18 protein-coding genes are annotated in these 18,958 nt (G+C 71.4%); 2 read left to right on the top strand and 16 right to left on the bottom strand.

The features are described 5' to 3' along the window. Positions 1–177 precede the first annotated feature (177 nt). Both DEJ12_RS04275 and DEJ12_RS04270 read right to left on the bottom strand, forming a co-directional pair. Complete coding sequence (locus DEJ12_RS04275) at positions 178–1,188, bottom strand: tetratricopeptide repeat protein (RefSeq protein WP_111029167.1); 1,011 nt, start codon at positions 1,186–1,188, stop codon at positions 178–180. Beyond that, on the bottom strand, positions 1,185–2,927 hold the full coding sequence (locus tag DEJ12_RS04270) for a hypothetical protein (RefSeq protein ID WP_111029166.1): 1,743 nt from the start codon (positions 2,925–2,927) through the stop codon (positions 1,185–1,187). The genes DEJ12_RS04275 and DEJ12_RS04270 overlap by 4 nt, the downstream gene beginning before the upstream one ends. 184 nt (positions 2,928–3,111) lie before the next feature. Here DEJ12_RS04270 and DEJ12_RS04265 point away from each other — a divergent pair, with 184 nt between their 5' ends. Next, on the top strand, positions 3,112–4,953 hold the full coding sequence (locus tag DEJ12_RS04265; RefSeq protein WP_111029165.1) for a hypothetical protein: 1,842 nt from the start codon (positions 3,112–3,114) through the stop codon (positions 4,951–4,953). 87 nt (positions 4,954–5,040) lie between these two features. Here DEJ12_RS04265 and DEJ12_RS04260 read toward each other — a convergent pair whose 3' ends face one another. The 10 genes from DEJ12_RS04260 to DEJ12_RS04215 all read right to left on the bottom strand — a co-directional run bounded on the left by DEJ12_RS04260 (position 5,041) and on the right by DEJ12_RS04215 (position 13,854). Continuing rightward, complete coding sequence (locus tag DEJ12_RS04260) at positions 5,041–5,790, bottom strand: alpha/beta hydrolase (RefSeq protein ID WP_111029164.1); 750 nt, start codon at positions 5,788–5,790, stop codon at positions 5,041–5,043. Continuing rightward, a complete protein-coding gene (locus DEJ12_RS04255) occupies positions 5,787–6,089 on the bottom strand; it encodes a hypothetical protein (protein WP_110863985.1) in 303 nt (100 codons plus the stop codon). The genes DEJ12_RS04260 and DEJ12_RS04255 overlap by 4 nt, the downstream gene beginning before the upstream one ends. A 12-nt stretch (positions 6,090–6,101) precedes the next feature. After that, positions 6,102–7,016 carry a lytic transglycosylase domain-containing protein gene (locus DEJ12_RS18205; protein ID WP_258370479.1) on the bottom strand — a complete coding sequence of 305 codons (915 nt, stop codon included), beginning with the start codon at positions 7,014–7,016 and terminating at the stop codon, positions 6,102–6,104. 147 nt (positions 7,017–7,163) lie between these two features. Further along, on the bottom strand, positions 7,164–7,712 hold the full coding sequence (locus DEJ12_RS04245) for a DivIVA domain-containing protein (protein WP_071406375.1): 549 nt from the start codon (positions 7,710–7,712) through the stop codon (positions 7,164–7,166). Positions 7,713–7,796: 84 nt separating this feature from the next. Continuing rightward, a complete protein-coding gene (locus tag DEJ12_RS04240; protein WP_111029291.1) occupies positions 7,797–8,741 on the bottom strand; it encodes a phosphatidate cytidylyltransferase in 945 nt (314 codons plus the stop codon). Between the two features lie 65 nt (positions 8,742–8,806). Beyond that, positions 8,807–9,361, bottom strand: coding sequence for a ribosome recycling factor (gene frr, locus DEJ12_RS04235; protein WP_027465871.1), 555 nt, complete (start codon positions 9,359–9,361; stop codon positions 8,807–8,809). 47 nt (positions 9,362–9,408) lie between these two features. After that, entirely contained in the window at positions 9,409–10,128 is a 720-nt protein-coding gene (gene pyrH, locus DEJ12_RS04230) for a UMP kinase (protein WP_071406376.1), read from the bottom strand. A 127-nt stretch (positions 10,129–10,255) separates the two neighbouring features. After that, positions 10,256–11,083, bottom strand: coding sequence for a translation elongation factor Ts (tsf, locus tag DEJ12_RS04225; protein ID WP_027465873.1), 828 nt, complete (start codon positions 11,081–11,083; stop codon positions 10,256–10,258). A gap of 88 nt (positions 11,084–11,171) precedes the next feature. Then, positions 11,172–12,089, bottom strand: coding sequence for a 30S ribosomal protein S2 (gene rpsB, locus DEJ12_RS04220; RefSeq protein ID WP_027465874.1), 918 nt, complete (start codon positions 12,087–12,089; stop codon positions 11,172–11,174). A 322-nt stretch (positions 12,090–12,411) separates the two neighbouring features. Continuing rightward, a complete protein-coding gene (locus tag DEJ12_RS04215) occupies positions 12,412–13,854 on the bottom strand; it encodes a sugar porter family MFS transporter (protein WP_258370481.1) in 1,443 nt (480 codons plus the stop codon). 332 nt (positions 13,855–14,186) lie between these two features. On the opposite strand from DEJ12_RS04215, the gene DEJ12_RS04210 reads away from it, so the two are divergent. Beyond that, a complete protein-coding gene (locus DEJ12_RS04210) occupies positions 14,187–14,762 on the top strand; it encodes a murein hydrolase activator EnvC (RefSeq protein WP_111029162.1) in 576 nt (191 codons plus the stop codon). 77 nt (positions 14,763–14,839) lie between these two features. On the opposite strand, the gene DEJ12_RS04205 is transcribed toward DEJ12_RS04210, so the two are convergent. The 4 genes from DEJ12_RS04205 to DEJ12_RS04190 are packed head-to-tail and all read right to left on the bottom strand — an operon-like array spanning position 14,840 to position 18,942. Continuing rightward, complete coding sequence (locus DEJ12_RS04205; RefSeq protein WP_111029161.1) at positions 14,840–15,772, bottom strand: tyrosine recombinase XerC; 933 nt, start codon at positions 15,770–15,772, stop codon at positions 14,840–14,842. Between the two features lie 25 nt (positions 15,773–15,797). After that, the gene (gene dprA / locus DEJ12_RS04200) at positions 15,798–17,033 is read right to left on the bottom strand and encodes a DNA-processing protein DprA (protein WP_111029160.1); all 1,236 of its coding nucleotides are present in this window, start codon (positions 17,031–17,033) and stop codon (positions 15,798–15,800) included. Further along, positions 17,033–18,556, bottom strand: a complete 1,524-nt coding sequence (locus DEJ12_RS04195) for a YifB family Mg chelatase-like AAA ATPase (RefSeq protein ID WP_111029159.1) — start codon at positions 18,554–18,556, stop codon at positions 17,033–17,035. The genes dprA and DEJ12_RS04195 overlap by 1 nt, the downstream gene beginning before the upstream one ends. Beyond that, complete coding sequence (locus DEJ12_RS04190) at positions 18,553–18,942, bottom strand: YraN family protein (RefSeq protein WP_111029158.1); 390 nt, start codon at positions 18,940–18,942, stop codon at positions 18,553–18,555. Before DEJ12_RS04190 ends, DEJ12_RS04195 begins: the two co-directional genes overlap by 4 nt. Between the last annotated feature and the right edge of the window lie 16 nt (positions 18,943–18,958).

Below are 18,958 nucleotides of genomic sequence, written 5' to 3'. Positions count from 1 at the left end.
ACGGGAGGCCCGGTGCCAGCTGGCACCGGGCCTCCCGTCTGTCTCGTCCCGGGCGAGCGGTTGTGCTCGGGACGCCGTCGTGTCCTTGAGACGCCCCCGAGACGCCGAGACGCCGCCGGATTCGGCGGCGTCTCGGTGTGACGACGGCGTCTTCTTCGCCGTACGGACCCCGCAGGCCTAGTAGAGGGCGTTCGCCAGGCGGCGACGCGCCGCGACGACGCGCGGGTCCTCGCTGCCGATGAGCTCGAAGTACTCGACGAGCCGGACGCGCAGGGCCTCACGGTCGTCGCCGAACACCGTCGGCACCAGGTCGAGGAGACGGCCGAACGCGTCGTCGACGTGCCCGCCCGAGATGTCGAGGTCGGCGACCGCGAGCTGTGCCTGGACGTCCTGCGGGCCGGCGGCAGCGGCCGCACGGATCTCGTCGGCCGTCCGGCCGTTCAGCCGGTCGAGCAGCGACACCTGTGCGAGCCCGGCCACGGCCATCTGGTCGTGCGGGTCCTGCAGGATGGCGGTCTTGTACTCCTCGATCGCGGTGGCGTAGTCGCCCTGCTCGATCGCGTCGTACGCGGCCTGGTGGTGCGGCGGGAGTGGCTCCGGCTCCGGCTCGCCCTGCTCAGCGTCGACCTCGGTCGCAGCGCCGTCGACGCTCACGCGACCGGCCACGCCGTTCTGCTCGGCGGCCTGGAGCACCTGCTCGTAGACGTCGCGGACCTGCGCCTCGGGCAGTGCCCCGACGAAGAGCCCGAGCGGGCGTCCACCGATGACGGCTGCGACGGTCGGGATCGACTGCGCCTGGAACGCCTGCACGAGCTGGGGGTTCGTGTCGGCGTCCACCTTGGCGAGCACCACGCGGCCGTCGTACTCCGCGGTGAGCTGCTCGAGGATCGGCGAGAGCTGCTTGCACGGCCCGCACCACTCGGCCCAGATGTCCACGATGACCGGGACGACGTTCGACAGCTCCAGGACGTCCTGGAAGGTCGCGTCGGTGACGTCGATCACGAGCGACGGGACGGTCAGGTCGGCACCGTTCGCGGTGCCAGCCTCGGTGCCGGGAACGGCTCCGCCGGCGGAACCCGCCGGTGCCGGAGCACCGGACGGCTGGGACGGCCGCTGTGCACGGTCGACGAGGGACGACAGGTCCACGGCTCCGCGGAGCCCGGACGGGGTCGGGGGGATGTTGCTCATTGCACCTCACTCGCTGCGGTCAGGCCCTGTGTGAACCCGAGCAGGACCACTTTGCCATCCGAGGCGACCGGCGGCACGTAGAAGAGCAGCTGGACGCTGTAGGTCGCGCTGATGCCCTTCTTGCTCGTGTCCACGCCGGACAGTGCCTTGACGGCACCCTCGGTGTTCACCTCGGCGCCCGACGCGGTCGGGGTCACCTTCTCGATCTCGTCCAGGTCCGCGGAGACCAGGGCGCCGGCGTCGTCGGTCGCGATCGCGACGGCGGAGTCGGCGGGCACCTCGGACGAGTACTCGATCTTCGCCGTGTCCGGCAGGGCCTTGGCCTTCTTGTCCTTGTACGCCTTGCCGATGGTGGTGCGGAGCGCATCGCCCTCGGTCGCGAACAGGTCGGCGTACTCGCTGGCGGTGTCCTTCGACAGGATGTCGCCGTAGGCGGTCGCGACCTGGTCGGGCTGGATCGTCAGGAGCTTCGACTCCGGCGCGAGCAGTGCGGCACCGATCGTCGTCGGGGCGAGGCTCGGGATCTTCGCGTCGGCCTCGAGCGAGACGTCGTACGCCACCTTGTAGGGATCGCGGGCGGTGTCCTGCACCAGGGTCAGGGCCTGCGGTGCCGACTTGGCGTCACAGTCCTCGGCGACGATCGTGAAGACCGTTCGGGGCCAGGTGTCGGTCTGCTGCGGCAGCGCGACGCACACCTGCGCGGCCGAGATCGCCGGCGGTGCCTTGACGTCCGAGTCCTTGCCGCGGATCGAGTAGTTCGCCAGACGGAGGTCGAGCGCCGCGCCGGAGAACCGGGTCCGGACCAGGTCACGGTCGCGCGCCCCGTCGGCCTGCTTGGCGACGGCGGCGGTCCGCTGCACGATGCGGGTGATCTGCTGCTTGGTCGCAGCCGTCGGCTCGGTGGTCTCAGCAGCCCCCGTGGCGGTGGCCGTCGGGGTCGGTGTGGCGAGCGACGGGTCGCCGCCCTGCGGCCAGTAGTCCGAGGAACAACCGGCCAGGGTCAGGGCGCCGACGAGCAGCACCGGGACGCCGATGAGCGCGCGCGCGCCGCGACGACCGCGACGCGGCACCTGGGCTCCGGCGGCGGCGGCTCGACGGGACGCACGCACCCGCGGCGGGCGGCTGCCACCACTGCGACGGCGGGGACCGCGGCCACGGCGCTGGTGCAGGAAGGCGAGGACGAGCAACACGAGGCCTCCGAGGACGAACACGCCGCCGGCCACGAGCAGCGGACCGACCGCCGGCGTCGCGGTGTCCTGCGGCCAGGTGACGGACACGTCGCTCGGCGCTGCGGCCTTGCCGTCGCTCACGACGAGGACCGAGACGTCCTGCGGCAGGCGGACGGTGAACTGTCCGGCACCGTCGTACTCCTGGTACCAGAGGTCACTGCCCTTCGGCGAGGGGACGCTGGTCTCGCTGCCCGAGGTCGACCCGACCAGCGAGCCCTTCTCGGCGTCGAAGCGGAGCGTGGTGTGCTCGGCGTCGCCGATCCAGGCGTCGACGTCGGCGGTCTTGCCGTAGGCCGCGAAGACCTTGCCGGAGCCGGACACGTTGATGCGCTGGTAGCCGGGGTTGGCGTTGAGCGTCGTCCCCGGGATCACGGTCACCGGGGCGGAACTGGTCGTCGAGCTCTCGGCCACGAGCGAGGACGGCGGCGCGAACACGGTCCGCTGTCCCACCGCCAGCGCCACGAGCAGCAGACCGATGACGAAACTGACGATCGCCAGGACGAATCGCACGAACTCTCTCCCTACCGCGCCGGGGTGGGGATGTCGGCGCGCGAATCAGCGACTCAGGATAGCGAGCAACGCTGGACAGCGCATCAATCCGCGCTGTCGCCGGACTCAGACGACCCGCTCCGGCCGCCACTACAATCGACCGCGGGCCGATCCAGGCCCTCCGCCGAGCACCCAGGAGCGACACGTGGCGAACGACGAGGCCGAGTTCGGGACCGAGCTGCGGGGGTACCGCCGCGACGAGGTGGAGCGTTCACTGAACGACCTGCGCCGCGAGCTCATCAAGTCGAACAACGACCGCGCCGACGCCGCGAAGGAGATCCGTCTCCTGCAGGCCCGGGTCTCCGAACTGCAGGGCGAGCTCGACGAAGCCGGCACCCCCACGTACAGCGGACTGGGCACCCGCCTCGAGTCCACCCTGCGCGTGGCCGAGGAGCAGTCGACCCGTCTCATCAGCCAGGCGGACATCGACGCCCAGCGCCTCCGGGCCTCGAGCCGTTCCGAAGCCGAGCGCACCGTCCGCGAGGCCCAGGAGGAAGCGCGCGACACCCTCGAGGACGCCCGCACCCGCGCCACCAACGAACTGACCCGCGCCCGCGCCGAGGCAGCCGACACCGTCGAACGTGCCCGCGCCGAGGCCGGTCTGCTCACGCAGGACGCCCGCAACGAAGCCGCCGCGATCCGCGGGGCAGCAGTGACCGAGGCCGCCGAGGTCCGTTCCGTCGCCATCCGCGAGACGAACGCACTGCGCGCCCAGGTCGAGCACGAGGTCGCCGAGCTGCGCGAGATCGCCCAGCGCGAGTCCGCCGACGCCCGCACCGCTGCCGCCGAGCTCGACCGCGAGACCGAGCACCGCCGTTCGGTCTTCGAGGCCGACCACGCCCGCCGCACCGAGGACCTCGACCGCGAGGAGACGACCCGGCGAGAGGCCCTGGAGCGCGAGGTCACCGAGGGCCGTGCCGCCTGGCACCGTGAGCGTGACGAGGAGCAGCAGGCACACGCGCTGGCACTCGAGACCGGTCGCGCCGAACTCGAGTCCGAGGTCACCCGCCGCCGCGCCGAGCTCGACACCGAGGTCGCCGACCGCCGCCGCGAGCTCGACGAGGAACTCGCCGCCGCCCGCGCCCAGTGGGACCGCGAACTCGCCGCAGCCCGCACCGCGCTGGAGCAGGAGATCGAGGCGGCCCAGGCGCAGCTCCGCGTCGACGAGGAGCAGACTCGCGTCGAGAACGCGCGCCTGGTGCAGGAGACCGCCGACCGGATCGCCCGGGAGCTCGAGGAGCACGACGCCCGGATCGCGCAGGAGCGCGCCGAGGCCGACGCGGCAGCCGAGCGCGCCGTCCGGGAGCACGAGAACGCCATCGCCGCCCGACGCGAGCGCGAGCACGCCGAGGTCGACACCGAGATCGCCGACCGTCGCACCGCCGAGCTCGGGGTGCTCGAGGCCGAGCGCACCGCCCTGCGGCAGGAGATCGACACCGCACGCGCCGCCCTGGTCAAGGAGCGCGACGAGGTCCGTGCCGAGATCGCCCGGGAGCGCGACGAGGCCCGCACGACGCTCGAGTCGGAACTCGCCTCCCGCCGCGACGACGCCGAGCAGGACTACCTGCGGAAGCACCACGAGACGGTGACCGAGACGCAGAAGTACCTGGACGAGGCCAACCTGCAGCTCGCCGAGGCCACGCGCCGCGCGACCGAGGCCCGCGAACGCGCCGAACGCCTGCAGCAGGAGGCCGACGACCTCGAGCGCACCAGCACGGCCGAGGCCCAGGAGCACGCCCGCACCATCGTCGCCGACGCGCAGGACCGGGTGCACCGGATGGTCGCCGACGCCGAGGAGCGCACCGCCGGCGTCATCGCCGAGGCCGAGGACCGCCTGGCGGCGATCCGCACCGAACGCGAAGCCGTCGCGGGCTACCTCGAGAACCTCCGCGGGGTCCTCACGAACGCCACGGGCCTGCTCGGCACGGCACCCGCTGCAGCGTCCGCTGCGGACGCTGCCGACGACGCGGACGCGACCGGCCGCTGACGGTCCACGGCCTGGAGGCGCGACCCGCGCCTCCAGGCCGTCCCACCTGGTGCAGGTGGCGGTCCGCAGGGCGTCGTACGGACGTGCTCAGACGGGCCAGTGGGTCGGCAGCGGGGCGCTGCCCGGCACGACGAGGTCGGCGATCGCGTCGAGGACGAACCGCACGTACCGCTCCCCCACCCACAGGTGCTTCGCACCGTCGACGGGCACGACCCGGACGTTCGGGGCGAGCGCGAACCGTGCCGCCGCGGCCTCGGGCTGCAGGAAGTCGTCGTGCTCGGGGACGAGCGCCACGACCGGGACCCCGACGGCAGCCCAACGGGCGAGTTCCTCGTCCGAGGTGCGGTGCAGCGGCGGTGACAGCAGGACGACACCGGCGACCGTGCCGGCCTCGACGTGTTCGAGCGCGTGCTTGAGGATCACCTCGGTGCCGAAGGACCACCCCACCAGCCACGGGGTCGGCAGGCCGCGGTCGACGACCTCGGCAACGGCGGCGCGCAGGTCGAAGCCCTCGGACACACCCTCGCCGAAGACGCCCTCGGACGTGCCGCGCGGCGACGTGACGGACCGGAAGTTGAACCGCAGCACCGCGATGTCGGCGAGGGCGGGCAACCGTGCCGCGGCCTTCTTGAGGACGTGCGAGTCCATGAACCCGTGCGCGGTCGGCAGGGGGTGGAGCGTGACGATGGTCCCGCGGGCCGGGGCGTCGGCCGGCTCGGCGAGCTCACCGACGAGCGTCAGGTGGTCGTCCGTGACGAGCTCGATCTCGGTACGACGGGCCGGCAGCACGGTGGCGGACCGGATCTCGGTGTCGTGCGGCACGTCGTGCTCGGTCATGCGATGCTCCAGCAGTGGTTGTGCCAGTGCCGGCGCGACGCCAGGTCGGCGGCGTCCCCGAGCACGCCGTCCGCACGCCAGACCACCACGTGGGCGGTGCCGGGCAGGACGCTTCCGCCGCACCCTGGGCAGATGTACTCCTTCTGCGCCGACGCGGCCGAGATCGGCTGCACCTGGTACTCGCGACCGTGGCGGACCTCGGTGCGCTTCCACGAGCTCATCAGCCGGTCGAGGGTGGTCTCCTCGTCAGGCTCGACGTCGCGACCACGGGGACGCCGCGGTCGGTTGCTGCGCGGCACCCGAGCAGCCGATCAGTACCAGTTGTTGGCCTGGCTGTGTCCCCAGGCACCGCAGGGGGTGCCGTAGACGCCGGCGATGTAGTTGAGACCCCAGGTGATCTGCGTCGCCGGGTTGGTCTGCCAGTCGGCGCCGGCCGTGGCCATCTTGCTGCCGGGGAGGGCCTGCGGGATGCCGTACGCACCGCTGGGGTTGTAGGCGTTCACCCGCCAGCCGGACTCCTTGTTCCACAGCGAGACCAGGCAGTTGTACTGGTCGGTGCCCCAGCCGCGAGCTGTGACCTGCTGCAGGGCGATCGCCTGCGCACTGCCCGGGTCGGGCGTCGCAGCGGTCGCGGCGAGCGTGTTGGCGGCCGAGACCGGCTGGTTCTCGGTGGCCGCGGCGTCCACGCTGTCGTCGGTGGTCTCGGCGTCGGCGTCGGCTTCGTCCTCTTCGACGACGGGCTTGACGACCTTCGGGGCCGGGACGGTGACGTCGTAGCCGTCACGGTCGGCGGCGGCCACGGCGTAGGTGCCGTGCGCGGTGTACTGCTGCGGCGCCGGCGGCGTCTTCACGAGCACCGGAGTGTCGACGGCGGCCTGTGCCACGTCGGCCTGCAGCGGGTTGAACAGCGAGCCACCGACGAACAGGAACACGCCGACGAAGGACATCATCGGGGCGATCGCGCGCTTGCGGGCGACGGCGTTCACCGACGACGCAGTGGGCTTCACGAGCTTCGGCGTCGCACGGCGCTGCACCGTCGCGGTGCGCTGCTTCGCGGGACGCTGGTCGGCCTCGACCAGGGCATCGTGGGCGAAGGACGCCACACGCTCGTCGGAGACGCGGTTCGCCGCCACCGACTTCGGCGTGGCGACCGGACCCGTCGTCGCGGGCGCTGCCTGCGGGGTCACCCCGAACGCCGACGTCTCCGTCGTGCGGGTTCGCTGCATTGCCGCGCGGCGCTCACCGGAAGCCTGGAGGCTGAGGTGCTCGCGGGTATCGCGGTCGGAGCTTGAGTCTGCCGTGTGCCTGCCCATGAGTAGGACCAGGGTAACGGAACGATCACGGAAAGCGAAGCACCTGGGGACAGCGCGTCGTCACCGGACAGCGAGCATCACTTCGACGACGGCGTCGAGCAGCGCGTCGACCTGCGCCTCGCGGTACCCGCCGTGCTTCGGGCGGAAGACGATCGAGCGGACCTCGGTGAGGCTGAGCGGCTTGCCTTCGCGGAAGTACCCGGCGAGCCGGGCGGCGAACGCGTCGACGTCCTTCGGGTGGTAGCCGGTGCCGAGCACGCTGACCCGGCTGAACCGCTGTCCGTCGGGCCGCTCGAGCCGCGCCACGACGTCGGAGGCCTTCGTCCGTGCCTCGGCGTACCAGGCCTTCTTGCCGACCTCGCTCATCTCCCGCTCACGCTCGCGGGCCGCGAAGGCGTCCTCGAGTCGCTCGAGTGCGGCGTCGACGTGCGACGTGGAGTAGCCGCCCTTGCGCATCGAGAACGCCGTGGCGCGGATCTTCGCGGCCTCGATGCCGGGGGCGCTGTCGTCGGCGGAGTACGCGCGCCGGGCGTCCTCGAGGAAACGCTCGACTTCGTCGACGTCGTAACCGAGGGCGGAACGGGCTGCGGTCGGGAAGGTGGTGGCCACGGCGTCATTCTGCCAGTCCCCGACCGTGGCACAACCTGGACGCGCTGAGTGCGGCGTTCAGCCCGGCCCGACAGCGGTCAGTGGTCAGTGGTTGACGACGAGGTACAGCACGTAGGCGACGGCGGCGGACGGCAGGATGCTGTCGATGCGGTCGAGCAGGCCGCCGTGTCCGGGCAGGAACGACGAGATGTCCTTGATGCCGAGGTCGCGCTTGATCATCGACTCGGTCAGGTCGCCGAGCGTGGCCGAACCGGAGATGAGCACACCGAGCAGGACACCGGTCCACCAGGGCAGCCCGAGCATGAACACGGCCACCAGGATGCCGACGATGATGCTCGCTGCCACGGACCCGGCGAAGCCCTCCCACGTCTTCTTGGGGCTGATGCGGGGAGCCATCGGGTGCTTGCCGAGGTTCAGCCCGGTGGCGTACGCGCCGGTGTCGACCGCGACGACGACGAGGATGAACCCGATCACCCAGAGGTTGCCGTCCGGCTGGGCGGAGAGCAGCACGACGCACGCGCCGAGCAACGAGATGTAGGCCTGCACGAACAGCCCGTTCGTGAGGTCTCGGGCGACGTTGCCGGCCGGGGGCTTCTGCCGCGCGACGGCGACCTCGAGCAGTCGCCAGACGATGATCAGGACGATGCCGCCGAGCAGGGTGAACAGCGCCGCGACCTGGCCGAGCAGGAACGCCGCCGGCACGATCGCGATCGCGACGGCGACGCTCGGGATCCGCGGGACGTCGCGGCCGGCGAACCGCATCGCGCTCGTGAGTTCGTAGACGCCGACGCCCAGCAGGAACGCCGCGACGACCATGAAGGACGGCGGCCAGAGGAGCAGCGTGCCGAGCATCACGACCGCGAACGCGAGCGCGATGCCGATCGCCGCCGGCAGGTTGCGCCCGGTCCGCGCGGTCAGCGCTTCGTTGCGCGCGCCGAAGTCGGCCTTGCGCTGGCGGAGCTGCGCCTCGAAGTCGGTGCGCGCCGCTCGTGCGCGCGCATCGAAGTCCTGACGGAGCCCCTTCTTCACGGGCCCGCTCGACGCGGGCCCGTGCTCTGCTGTGGGGCGGTCATCGCCCTGGTCGGAGCGACGCATCAGACCTCGAGGAGTTCGGCTTCCTTCTTCTTCAGCGACTCGTCGATCTGGTCGACGTGCTTCTTCGTCAGGGCCTCGAGGTCCTTGTCGCCGCGCGAGATCTCGTCGTCGGAGATCTCACCCTTGAGTGCGTCGAGGTCGTCCTTGGCCTTGCGGCGGATGTTCCGGACAACGACCTTGTGGTCTTCGCCCTTCGTCCGCACGAGCTTGACGAACTCCTTGCGGCGGTCCTTGGTGAGCTCCGGGATCGTCACGCGCACGATGTCGCCGTCGTTCGTCGGGCTGGCACCGAGGTTCGGGAAGGTCGCGATCGCGCGCTCGATCTCCTTGAGCGCCGTCTTGTCGTACGGCGTCACGATGAGCGTGCGGGCCTCGGGCGTCTGCAGCGACGCGAGCTGCGCGAGCGGCGTCGGCGTGCCGTAGTACTCGACCGGGATCTTCTGGAAGAGTGCCGCGTTGATGCGGCCGGTGCGGACGGTCGAGAAGTCGTCCTTGGCGACCTCGACAGCCTTCGCCATCTTCTCGGTGGCTTCGGTCAGGACATCACTGATCACGGTGTTACTCCTTCGGTACTGGCGTCGAGTCTAGTCAGCGCCGGGGGTCAGTTGCTGACGACGGTGCCGATCCGCTCGCCACGGATCGCGGCCTGGACGTTGCCGTCGCCCTCCATGCCGAAGACGTGCATCGGCATGCCGTTGTCCATGCAGAGCGAGAACGCGGTGGCGTCGACGACCTTGAGGCCCTTGAGCAGCGCGTCCTGGTAGGTCACGTGGTGCAGCTTCTCGGCGGTGGCGTCCTTCTTCGGGTCGGCGGTGTAAACGCCGTCGACGCCGTTCTTGGCGACGAGGACCTCGTCCGCCTTGATCTCGAGCGCACGCTGCGCCGCCACCGTGTCGGTGGAGAAGTACGGCAGTCCGGCACCGGCGCCGAAGATGACGACCCGGCCCTTCTCGAGGTGCCGCTCGGCGCGCCGCGGGATGTACGGCTCGGCGACCTGGGTCATCGCGATGGCGGACTGCACGCGGGTCGCAGCCCCCGCCTGCTCGAGGAAGTCCTGCAGCGCGAGTGCGTTCATCACCGTGCCGAGCATGCCCATGTAGTCGGCGCGCCCGCGGTCCATGCCGCGCTGCGAGAGCTCGGCTCCGCGGAAGAAGTTGCCCCCGCCGACGACGATCGCGATCTCGACCTCGCGCGCGGCGACGGCGATCTCCTTGGCGATGGTGCCGATCACGTCGGGGTTCACCCCGAGGGAGCCAGCGCCGAACGCCTCTCCCGACAGCTTCAGCAGAACGCGGCGTCGTCCGGTCTTCTCGTCGGTCATCTGGTCCGCACCCTTCGTCGTGGTCTCGTGGAAATGTACTCGCGGATGTGTCGCGCGCGTGTCGTGCCGGCGCGCGCGAAAAACGGGGCCAGGAACCTGGTTGGTTCCTGACCCCGTCACGGGTTCGTTACGCGCCGACCTTGACGCGGGCGAAGCCCTGGATCGTGATGCCGGCGTTCTCGGCGGCCTTCGCGACGGAGATCTTGTTGTCCTTCGCGTAGTCCTGGTCGAGGAGCGACACCTGCTTGATGTAGGCGTTCACCCGGCCCTCGACGATCTTCGGGAGCGCAGCCTCGGGCTTGCCCTCTTCGCGCGTGATCGCCTCGACGGTCGCACGCTCCTTCTCGATGGCCTCGGCCGGGACCTCGTCGCGGGTCAGGTACGTCGGGTTCGCGAACGCGACGTGCTGGGCGATCGAACGTGCCTCGGCGGCGTTGTCACCCTCGTACGCGATGACGACGGCGATCTGCGGCGGCAGGTCCTGGCTGGTCTTGTGCAGGTAGATCTCGAAGGCCGAGCCCTCGACACGGCGGACCGTGCGGACCTCGAGCTTCTCGCCCAGCGCGGCGGCCGACTCGTTGACGACCTCGAGGACGGTCTTGCCGTCCAGCGGTGCGGCGTTGGCGGCAGCGACGTCGGCGGCACCGGCAGCGGCGACCGCGCCCAGCACCTTGTCGGCGAGGGTCGTGAACTTCTCGTTCTTCGCGACGAAGTCGGTCTCGCTCGCGAGCTCGACGACCGTGGCGGCGCCGTTCTCGGAGGTCGCGACGACGACACCCTCGGAGGTGGCACGGTCGTCGCGCTTGGCGACGGCCTTGGCACCCTTGATGCGGAGCAGCTCGACGGCCTTGTCGTAGTCGCCGTCGGCCTCGACGAGCGCGTTCTTCGCGTCCATCATGCCGGCGCCGAGGTCCTCGCGGAGCTTCTTCACGTCAGCAGCGGTGAAGTTTGCCATTGACTGGAGTCCTTTCTGGACTGTACGTGTGTGGAGAGTGGAGTGCAGTCGGGGCGCCGGACCCGGTGGGGTCCGGCGCCCCGGCGACTCACTCGGCGGGGGTGGTCTCCGCGGCTGCCTCGGCCTCGGCCGTCGGCTCCGCGTTCTTCGCCTCGTCGGCGATCGGCTCGCCGATCTCCTTCGCGGCGACCTGCGCGTCAGCGTCGTTCTCCTCGACGGGGGCGGCGGGCGCCTCGGTCGTGGCGGCGGTCTCGCCACCGAGGAGCTCCTGCTCCCACTCGGCGAGGGGCTCGCTGGCCTCGTCCTCGTCGCCACCGTTGTGGCGGGTCTTCAGGCCCTCGGCCGCGGCGTCGGCGACGATGCGGGTCAGCAGACCGACGGAGCGGATCGCGTCGTCGTTGCCCGGGATCGGGTACGTGATCTCGTCGGGGTCGCAGTTGGTGTCGAGGATGCCGATGATCGGGATACCGAGCTTCTGCGCCTCGTCGACGGCGAGGTGCTCCTTCTTGGTGTCGACGATCCAGAGCGCGCTCGGGGTCCGCGTGAGGTTGCGGATACCACCGAGGGTCTTGTGGAGCTTGTCCAGCTCGCGCTTCTTGATGAGGAGCTCCTTCTTGGTGAAGCCCTTCGTCGTGTCGTCGAAGTCGATCTCCTCGAGCTCCTTCATGCGCGCGAGGCGCTTGGAGACCGTCTGGAAGTTCGTGAGCAGACCGCCGAGCCAACGCTGGTTGACGTACGGCTGGCCGACGCGGGTCGCCTGCTCGGCGATGGAGCCCTGCGCCTGCTTCTTGGTGCCCACGAAGAGGATCGTGCCACCGTGCGCGACCGTCTCCTTGACGAAGTCGTACGCGCGGTCGATGAAGGCCAGCGACTGCTGCAGGTCGATGATGTGGATGCCCGAGCGCTCGGCGAGGATGAAGCGCTTCACCTTCGGGTTCCACCGACGGGTCTGGTGTCCGAAGTGGACGCCGCTGTCGAGCAGCTGGCGGATGGTGACGACGGCCATGTGCCGTCCTCCTTCTGTGTTCTCGGCGCGCAGCCGTGCTCTCGCACGTCGCTGCGGACCTGTTGCGGTTGTGTCGATCACGACCGTCGGTCGTGGTCCCTGGTGTCCTGGCACGCGACCGCCCGCTCGTGAGAGCGGGACCGGTGGTCGGGTACCGAGCCCGTGAGGGCCTGGTGGACACGCGAAGTCAGCGCGCATCAGCACGCTGCTGGATAGATGCTAACAGAAGGGAGGCCCGGATCACGCGCGCCTCGCGGCTGACGTGATCCGGGCCTCCTGTCCGGCGATCCGTGCGGAACGGACGCGGTGCGTGACCGGCCGATCAGGCCTTGGCGTCCACCATGTCGCCGTCGGCGGAGATGCCCATCTCCTCGAGCGAGCGGCCCTTGGTCTCCGGGATCTTGGCGATGACGAAGAACAGCGACAGCAGCGCGAACAGCGCGTAGATGCCGTAGGTGACCGTCAGGTTGAAGCCCGAGAGCACCGGGAACGAGATCGTCACGATGAAGTTCGCGATCCAGTTAGCGGCCGAGCCGATGCCCAGCGCCGTGGCGCGGATGCGGTTCGGGAACATCTCGCCGAGCAGGACCCACATGAGCGGACCCCACGTTGCGCCGAAGGACACCACGAAGAGGTTCGCGAAGATCAGCGCGATGACGCCCCACGAGCCGGGGAGGCTCGGGCTGCCGTCGACGATCGTCGCCTGCGAGAACGCGATGGCGACCATGGTGAGCGAGACGAACATGCCCGCGGAACCGGCGACGAGCAGCGGCTTGCGGCCGACCTTGTCGACCAGGAAGATCGCCACGAAGGTGACGGCGACGTTGACCACCGAGGTGATCGTGGAGATGAGGAACGAGTCCTCCTCCTTGAAGCCGACGGCCTGCCAGAGCGTCGTCGAGTAGTAGAAGATCACGTTGATGCCGACGAACTGCTGCAGCACGGCCAGGATGATGCCCACCCAGACGATCGGCTGGAGCCCGAAGCGGTTGCCCCGGATGGAGCCCTTCTTCTCGTTGGCTTCCTTCTTGATGCCGTCCTGGATCTCCTCCAGGCTCGTGTTCACGGTGTCGCGCGGGACGATCTTGCCCATCACGACGCGCGCATCGTCAGCACGGCCCTTGGTGAGCAGGTAGCGCGGGGACTCCGGCAGCGTGATCGCCAGGACGCCGTAGACGACCGAGGGGATCACCCCGACCAGGAACATCCAGCGCCAGGCCGCGAGACCCCAGACCTCGGCCGAGGCGCTGCCCGCGGTGACGGCGAAGAGCTGGTCGGACAGGAGCGCGGCGAAGATACCGAGCGTGATCGCCAGCTGCTGGAACGAGGCCAGCCGCCCGCGGATCGCCTTCGGGGAGACCTCGGAGATGTACGCCGGTGCGATGACCGAAGCGGTACCGATGCCGAGACCGCCGACGAGACGCCAGATCACGAGGTCCCACGTCGCGAACGCGAACGCCGAACCGATCGACGAGACGAAGAACAGCACGGCGGCCCAGAACATGATCCGGGTGCGGCCGTAGCGGTCGGCGAGGCGGCCGGCGAAGTAGGCGCCGAACGCGCAGCCGATCAGGGCCGATGCGACCGCGAAACCGCTGGCCGCGTCGGAGAGGTTGAACTCACCCTTGATCGCGTCGACGGCGCCGTTGATGACGGACGAGTCGAAGCCGAACAGGAAGCCACCGACCGCCGCCGCGATGGCGAACAGGGTGACCTTCCCCTTGAACGCACGGTCTTCGCCGTGCCCGGTGGTCGTGGTGGACACGATGCTCCTGGGTTCTGCCGCCGTGCAGTTGTGCAGCACGGTGCCCCGGCGGTCGGCTGGTTCGCCGTCCGAGCGGCGTTGCGTGTTCCGGAGCGGCCCCGACTGTACTCCTCGCTCGGGATCTGGTCATAACCGGGGCGTGATCGGGACGGCGCGGGGTCGGGCGGGCTCGCTTGGGTGCCGACGCGGAACGACACTGTCGCCGTCGTACGACGTCGGTTCTGTCGTTTCCGTCCTCGGCACGTTCCTCCCCAGGCCTGGAGGCGCGGCTTCCCCTCCACGGATCGCCCCCGTCCGCACCGGGGCCGGGTTCCACTGCCCAGGCTGGGGACATGCGATCGAGTGCGCGTCCCGTCCTGCTGTCCGTGGTGTGCGCGGCGGTGCTGGGCGGGACGGCGGTGTTCGGTGCCGCGCCGTCGACGGGAGCCGGGGTGTCGGTGGGCGCCGGGGCGTCGGTGGGCACTGTGACCGATTCGGGCCGGGTCGAGGCTCGCTGGGTCTGGCCCACCAGATCGCGGGTGGTCGAGCGCGCCTGGGAAGCACCGTCCTCGGACTACACCGCCGGCCACCGGGGCCTCGACGTCTCGGCAGCCCTCGGCAGCACTGCCTCGGCGGTGGACGACGGCACCGTGCTGTTCGCCGGCCCGGTCGGCGGCCGCACCGTCGTGACGATCGACCACGGCGACGGGCTGGTCAGCACGCTCGACTCGGTGACACCCCTGGTCGCCGCCGGGGACGAGGTCGTTCAGGGCGCGCCGGTCGGGCGCGTCTCGGTCGGGCACTGTCCGGCGTCGGCACCGTGCCTGCACCTCGGTGCTCGCGTCGACGGTCGCTACGTCGACCCGATGGCGTACCTGCCACCAGCCGAGTGGCCGGTCCTCCTGCCCGAGTCGGCCTGGCCCGGATGAGCGAAGCCCCCCTGGAGGCCGACCGAAACTGACCGGAAACTGACCGGGCACCGACCGGGACGCACGTCGGCCAGCCGTCAGGCGCGCGGGTGCGCCGTCCGGTAGACCTCGCGCAGCCGGGCCGACGACACGTGCGTGTAGATCTGCGTCGTGCCGAGGCTGGCGTGACCGAGGAGCTCCTGCACCGCGCGCAGGTCCGCTCCCCCGTCGAGCAGGTGCGTCGCCGCGGTGTGCCGGAAGGTGTGCGGCCCGCTCGGGCCCTCGCCCGGCAGATCACCGAGCAAGCGCGCCACCACGCGGTAGGCACTGCGGACGCCGAGTCGGGCGCCACGGTCGCCGAGGAACAGCGCCGCGCCTACCGGTCCCTCCGCCCGTGCTGCGAGGGCGGGCCGTCCGCGCTCGAGCCACGCCTCGAGTGCGTCCCGCGCCGGAACCCCGAACGGCACCACGCGTTCCTTGCCGCCCTTGCCGAGCACCCGCACGGTCAGGCGTCCGCGATCGATGTCGGTCACGTCGATCCCGACGAGTTCGCTGACCCGGATCGCCGCCGCGTACAGGAGCTCGACCAGGGCCAGGTCCCGCAGCGCCGTCGGGTCGTCCGTCGCCGCTCGTGCACCGAGCCCGTCGAGCAGGACGCGCACCTGGTCGGCTGACACGACGCGGGGAAGGTGCGCCCCGCCCTTCGGTGCACGGAGCCGGACTGCGGCGTCGGTCGTGGTCACCCCGGTCTCGCTCGCCCAGCGCGTGAACGCCCGCACGGACGAAGACCGCCGAGCGATCGTCGACCGGGCGAGCCCCCGGTGGTCGGCGTCCCACAGCCAGTCACGCAGGAGCTCGAGCTCGACGTCGGCGATGCGGTCAACGCCGCGACCCTCCGCGAAGGCCACGAGCTGCTCGAGGTCGTTGGCGTACGCGCGCAGGGTCTGCTCGCTGAGGCCCCGCGCGTGCCGGGCGTGCCCGAGGAAGGCGTCCACCGCCACCACCAGTCGACCGTCCGTCCGCGCAACCACGACGTCAGCGTACGGCTGACGACCGTCATGCCCGGCCCCACCCGCCGCCGCTCGCGACGACGAGTCCCTGCAGCTGCGCCAGGGCGAGCGCGTCGGCGACGTCGGCAGTCGACATGCCCGCCCGACGGGCGATCTCGGCCTCGGGCAGAGCGCGACGACCGAGCGCGTCGAGCACCCGGAGCACCTCGGGGTCCTGCCGACCGGACAGGAGCGGTTCGTTCGGCACCGCTCCCCCGCTCGTCCCGGTCGCCGGTCTCGCCGCCGCGACCGGATCCCCGGGGTGCACGACGATCTGCGCCCGTCCCTGTGCGATGAGCCGGTGGCACCCGACCGATGCCGAGGACGCGAACGCTCCCGGGACCGCGAACACCGGCCGGCCGAGCTGCGCTGCGTGGTGGGCGGTGTTGAGCGCCCCGGACCGGGCGCCCGCTTCGACCACGACCGTGACGTCGGCCAGCGCGGCGATCAGCCGGTTCCGCGCGAGGAAACGCCACCGCGTCGGTCGCGTCCCCGGAGCCGACTCGGCGAGCAACGCTCCCTGCCGCGCCACGTTGTGGAGCAGCTGCGCATTCCCCACCGGGTAGAGCTGGTCGATGCCACCGGCCAGGACGGCGACCGTGGGCGTCCCGGCGGCGACGGCGACACGGTGCGCCACCGCGTCGATCCCGTAGGCGCCCCCGCTCACGATGAGGAATCCCGCGTCCGCCGCCGTCGAGGTGATCTCCGCCGCGGCCTCGGCACCGGCCACCGTGTTCGCCCGGGACCCCACGACCCCGAGCGCCGGCATCCCGTCGCCGAGGCGTGCACCCGTGCTGCGCGTCCAGAGGACCACCGGGGCGTGTGGCCCGAGGTCGTCCATCGCGGGCGGCCACCCGTCGCTCTCGGGGACCAGCAGTCCGGCACCGACCGCGCCAGCCGCCGCGAGCACGTCGCCCACCTCGACAGCGGCCAATCGGGGCCGCCACCGTTCCACCGCGGTCTGCAGCACGCCGAGCAGCACCGCTGGGTCCTCGGCACCCGGCACCTCGGCGTCGACGCAGCATCCCAGCAACGAATCGAAGTCTCCGTCGGCGGCGAGCAGCACCGCACCGAGCGCGCGCTCGGGGCCGAGGCCGTTGAGGAGCTCTCCGGCGACTGAGTCCCCCGGTTCGACGATGGCCGACCACGCGACCCGCGCCGCGGCCTGCACCGGGTCCACCGCGGCACCGCTCGGCCCGAGCAGGCGCGCCACCGTGTCGAGGAGCTCCGTGCCCGCCGGCATCACAGCGCGCTCCGCAGGGCCAAGGCGCCGCGGACGTGGGCACCCGTGGGCCGCTCCACCGCGTCGAGGTCGGCGAGCGTCCACGCCAGTCGCATCACACGGTCCCACCCGCGCATCGTCAGGGTCCCGAGGTCGAGTGCTCGGTCGAGGTCAGCCGTCGACCCGGGTTCGATGCGCCCCTCGGCTCGGAGCCACGTCCCGGTGACCTCGGCATTGCGCGTCCACCCTGTGCCGTGCAGTCGCTCCGCCATCCGGGCTCGTGCTGCTGCGACCGCCGCACGCGCGACCGCCGTCGTCGGGGTGCTGCCGTCCGCGTCCCGCATCCGACCCGTCGTCACCCGGGGCACCAGCACCCGGATGTCCATCCGGTCGAGCAGCGGCCCGGACATGCGGCCGAGGTACCGGCGGACGGTACTCGGCGAACACTCGCACGGCTGCCCGTGCGCGCCACCGGCGTTGCCGCACGGACAGGGGTTCGCCGCCAGGACGACCTGGCATCGTGCGGGGAACTCGGCCGCTCCCGCCGCACGGTGGATCGTGATCCGCCCGGACTCGAGCGGTTGCCGGAGCGCGTCGAGCACGGCCCGCGGGAACTCCGGCGCCTCGTCGAGGAACAGGATGCCCCCGGTGGCGCGCGACACGGCTCCGGGGCGCAGGACCCCGGATCCGCCGCCGATGAGCGAGACCGCCGACGCGGAGTGGTGCGGGGCTTCCCACGGTGGCTTCGTGCTCCACGACGCGGGGCCCAGCCCGGCGACGGACCGGACGGCGGCGACCTCGAGCGCGGTCTCGTCGTCGAGGTCGGGCAGCAACCCGGGCAGCCGTTCGGCGAGCATGGTCTTGCCGGCGCCCGGCGGCCCGAGCAGCAGGGCATGGTGTCCACCGGCCGCCGCGGCGATGAGTGCTCGGACGCCGACCGGGTTCCCCACGACGTCCGACAGCTCGGCTACGGGACGCGGCACGGCCGTGACCGGGACCGGCAGCACCGGGTCGACCTCGACCGTCGGTAGGAGCGCCCCGGCGTCGATCGCCGCCGCCCGCAACGAGTCCACGCCCCGGATCCGGACCCCGCCGACCACACGGGCCTCGGTCAGGTTGCCGACGGGCAGCACGACGCGGTCCACACCGGCGTCGCGCGCGGCGAGCAACATCGGGATCACGCCGGGGACCGGACGCACCCGCCCGTCGAGGCCGAGCTCGCCGATGTAGACGATGCGATCCGAGACGTCCGGCGCGAGACCGGCACCGGCGAGCACGGCCATCGCGATGGCGAGGTCGAACCCCGAACCGCGTTTCGGGATCGCCGCCGGGGTCAGGTTCACGGTGATCCGGCGGGCAGGCAGCGGGCACCCCGCGTTCGCCGCCGCGGATCGCACACGTTCCCGTGCCTCACCCAACGAGGTGTCGGGCAGACCGATGATGCTGAACGCCGGCAGCTGACTGGTCAGGTGCGCTTCGACCTCGATCCGCCGACCGGTGACCCCGAGCAGCGCGACCGCGGCAGCGCGACCGATGCCCGTCACAGGACACCAGCCAGGTGCTCGACGACGGTGCGGGGACCGTCGACGTGGACCGCGACGGCGTCCACCCGGACTGCGCGCGCCGAGACCTCGGGATGCGCGTCGAACCACTCGGGCACGAGTCGTCGCATCCGGGTGAGCTTCGCCGCCGTGATCGCCTCGAACGGGTGACCGGTGGCGGCACCGGAACGGGTCTTCACCTCGATGAAGGCGAGCGTGCAGGAATCCCACGCGACGATGTCGATCTCACCGCGGGCACATCGCCAGTTCCGCTCGAGCACGCGGAATCCCCGGGCTTCGAGCCATGCCACCGCTCGTTCTTCACCGAATCGTCCGAGTCGGCCGTTCCGGAGCGACCGCCCCGGTGCTCGTTGCACGTCTTGTTCCATGTCGTTGCCTCCACGA

It is taken from the genome of Curtobacterium sp. MCLR17_059, assembly GCF_003234665.1.
GTDB lineage: Bacteria > Actinomycetota > Actinomycetes > Actinomycetales > Microbacteriaceae > Curtobacterium > Curtobacterium flaccumfaciens.
This window is presented reverse-complemented; position numbering and strand designations above follow the sequence as displayed.

Excerpts from the sequence above, each read along its gene's own strand:
- dprA (WP_111029160.1), bottom strand. The coding sequence starts at position 17,033 with ATGCCGGCGGGCACGGAGCTCCTCGACACGGTGGCGCGCCTGCTCGGG.
- DEJ12_RS04275 (WP_111029167.1), bottom strand. The coding sequence starts at position 1,188 with ATGAGCAACATCCCCCCGACCCCGTCCGGGCTCCGCGGAGCCGTGGAC.
- rpsB (WP_027465874.1), bottom strand. The coding sequence starts at position 12,089 with ATGGCCGTCGTCACCATCCGCCAGCTGCTCGACAGCGGCGTCCACTTC.
- DEJ12_RS04190 (WP_111029158.1), bottom strand. The coding sequence starts at position 18,942 with ATGGAACAAGACGTGCAACGAGCACCGGGGCGGTCGCTCCGGAACGGC.
- tsf (WP_027465873.1), bottom strand. The coding sequence starts at position 11,083 with ATGGCAAACTTCACCGCTGCTGACGTGAAGAAGCTCCGCGAGGACCTC.
- DEJ12_RS04210 (WP_111029162.1), top strand. The coding sequence starts at position 14,187 with ATGCGATCGAGTGCGCGTCCCGTCCTGCTGTCCGTGGTGTGCGCGGCG.
- DEJ12_RS04260 (WP_111029164.1), bottom strand. The coding sequence starts at position 5,790 with ATGACCGAGCACGACGTGCCGCACGACACCGAGATCCGGTCCGCCACC.
- DEJ12_RS18205 (WP_258370479.1), bottom strand. The coding sequence starts at position 7,016 with ATGCAGCGAACCCGCACGACGGAGACGTCGGCGTTCGGGGTGACCCCG.
- pyrH (WP_071406376.1), bottom strand. The coding sequence starts at position 10,128 with ATGACCGACGAGAAGACCGGACGACGCCGCGTTCTGCTGAAGCTGTCG.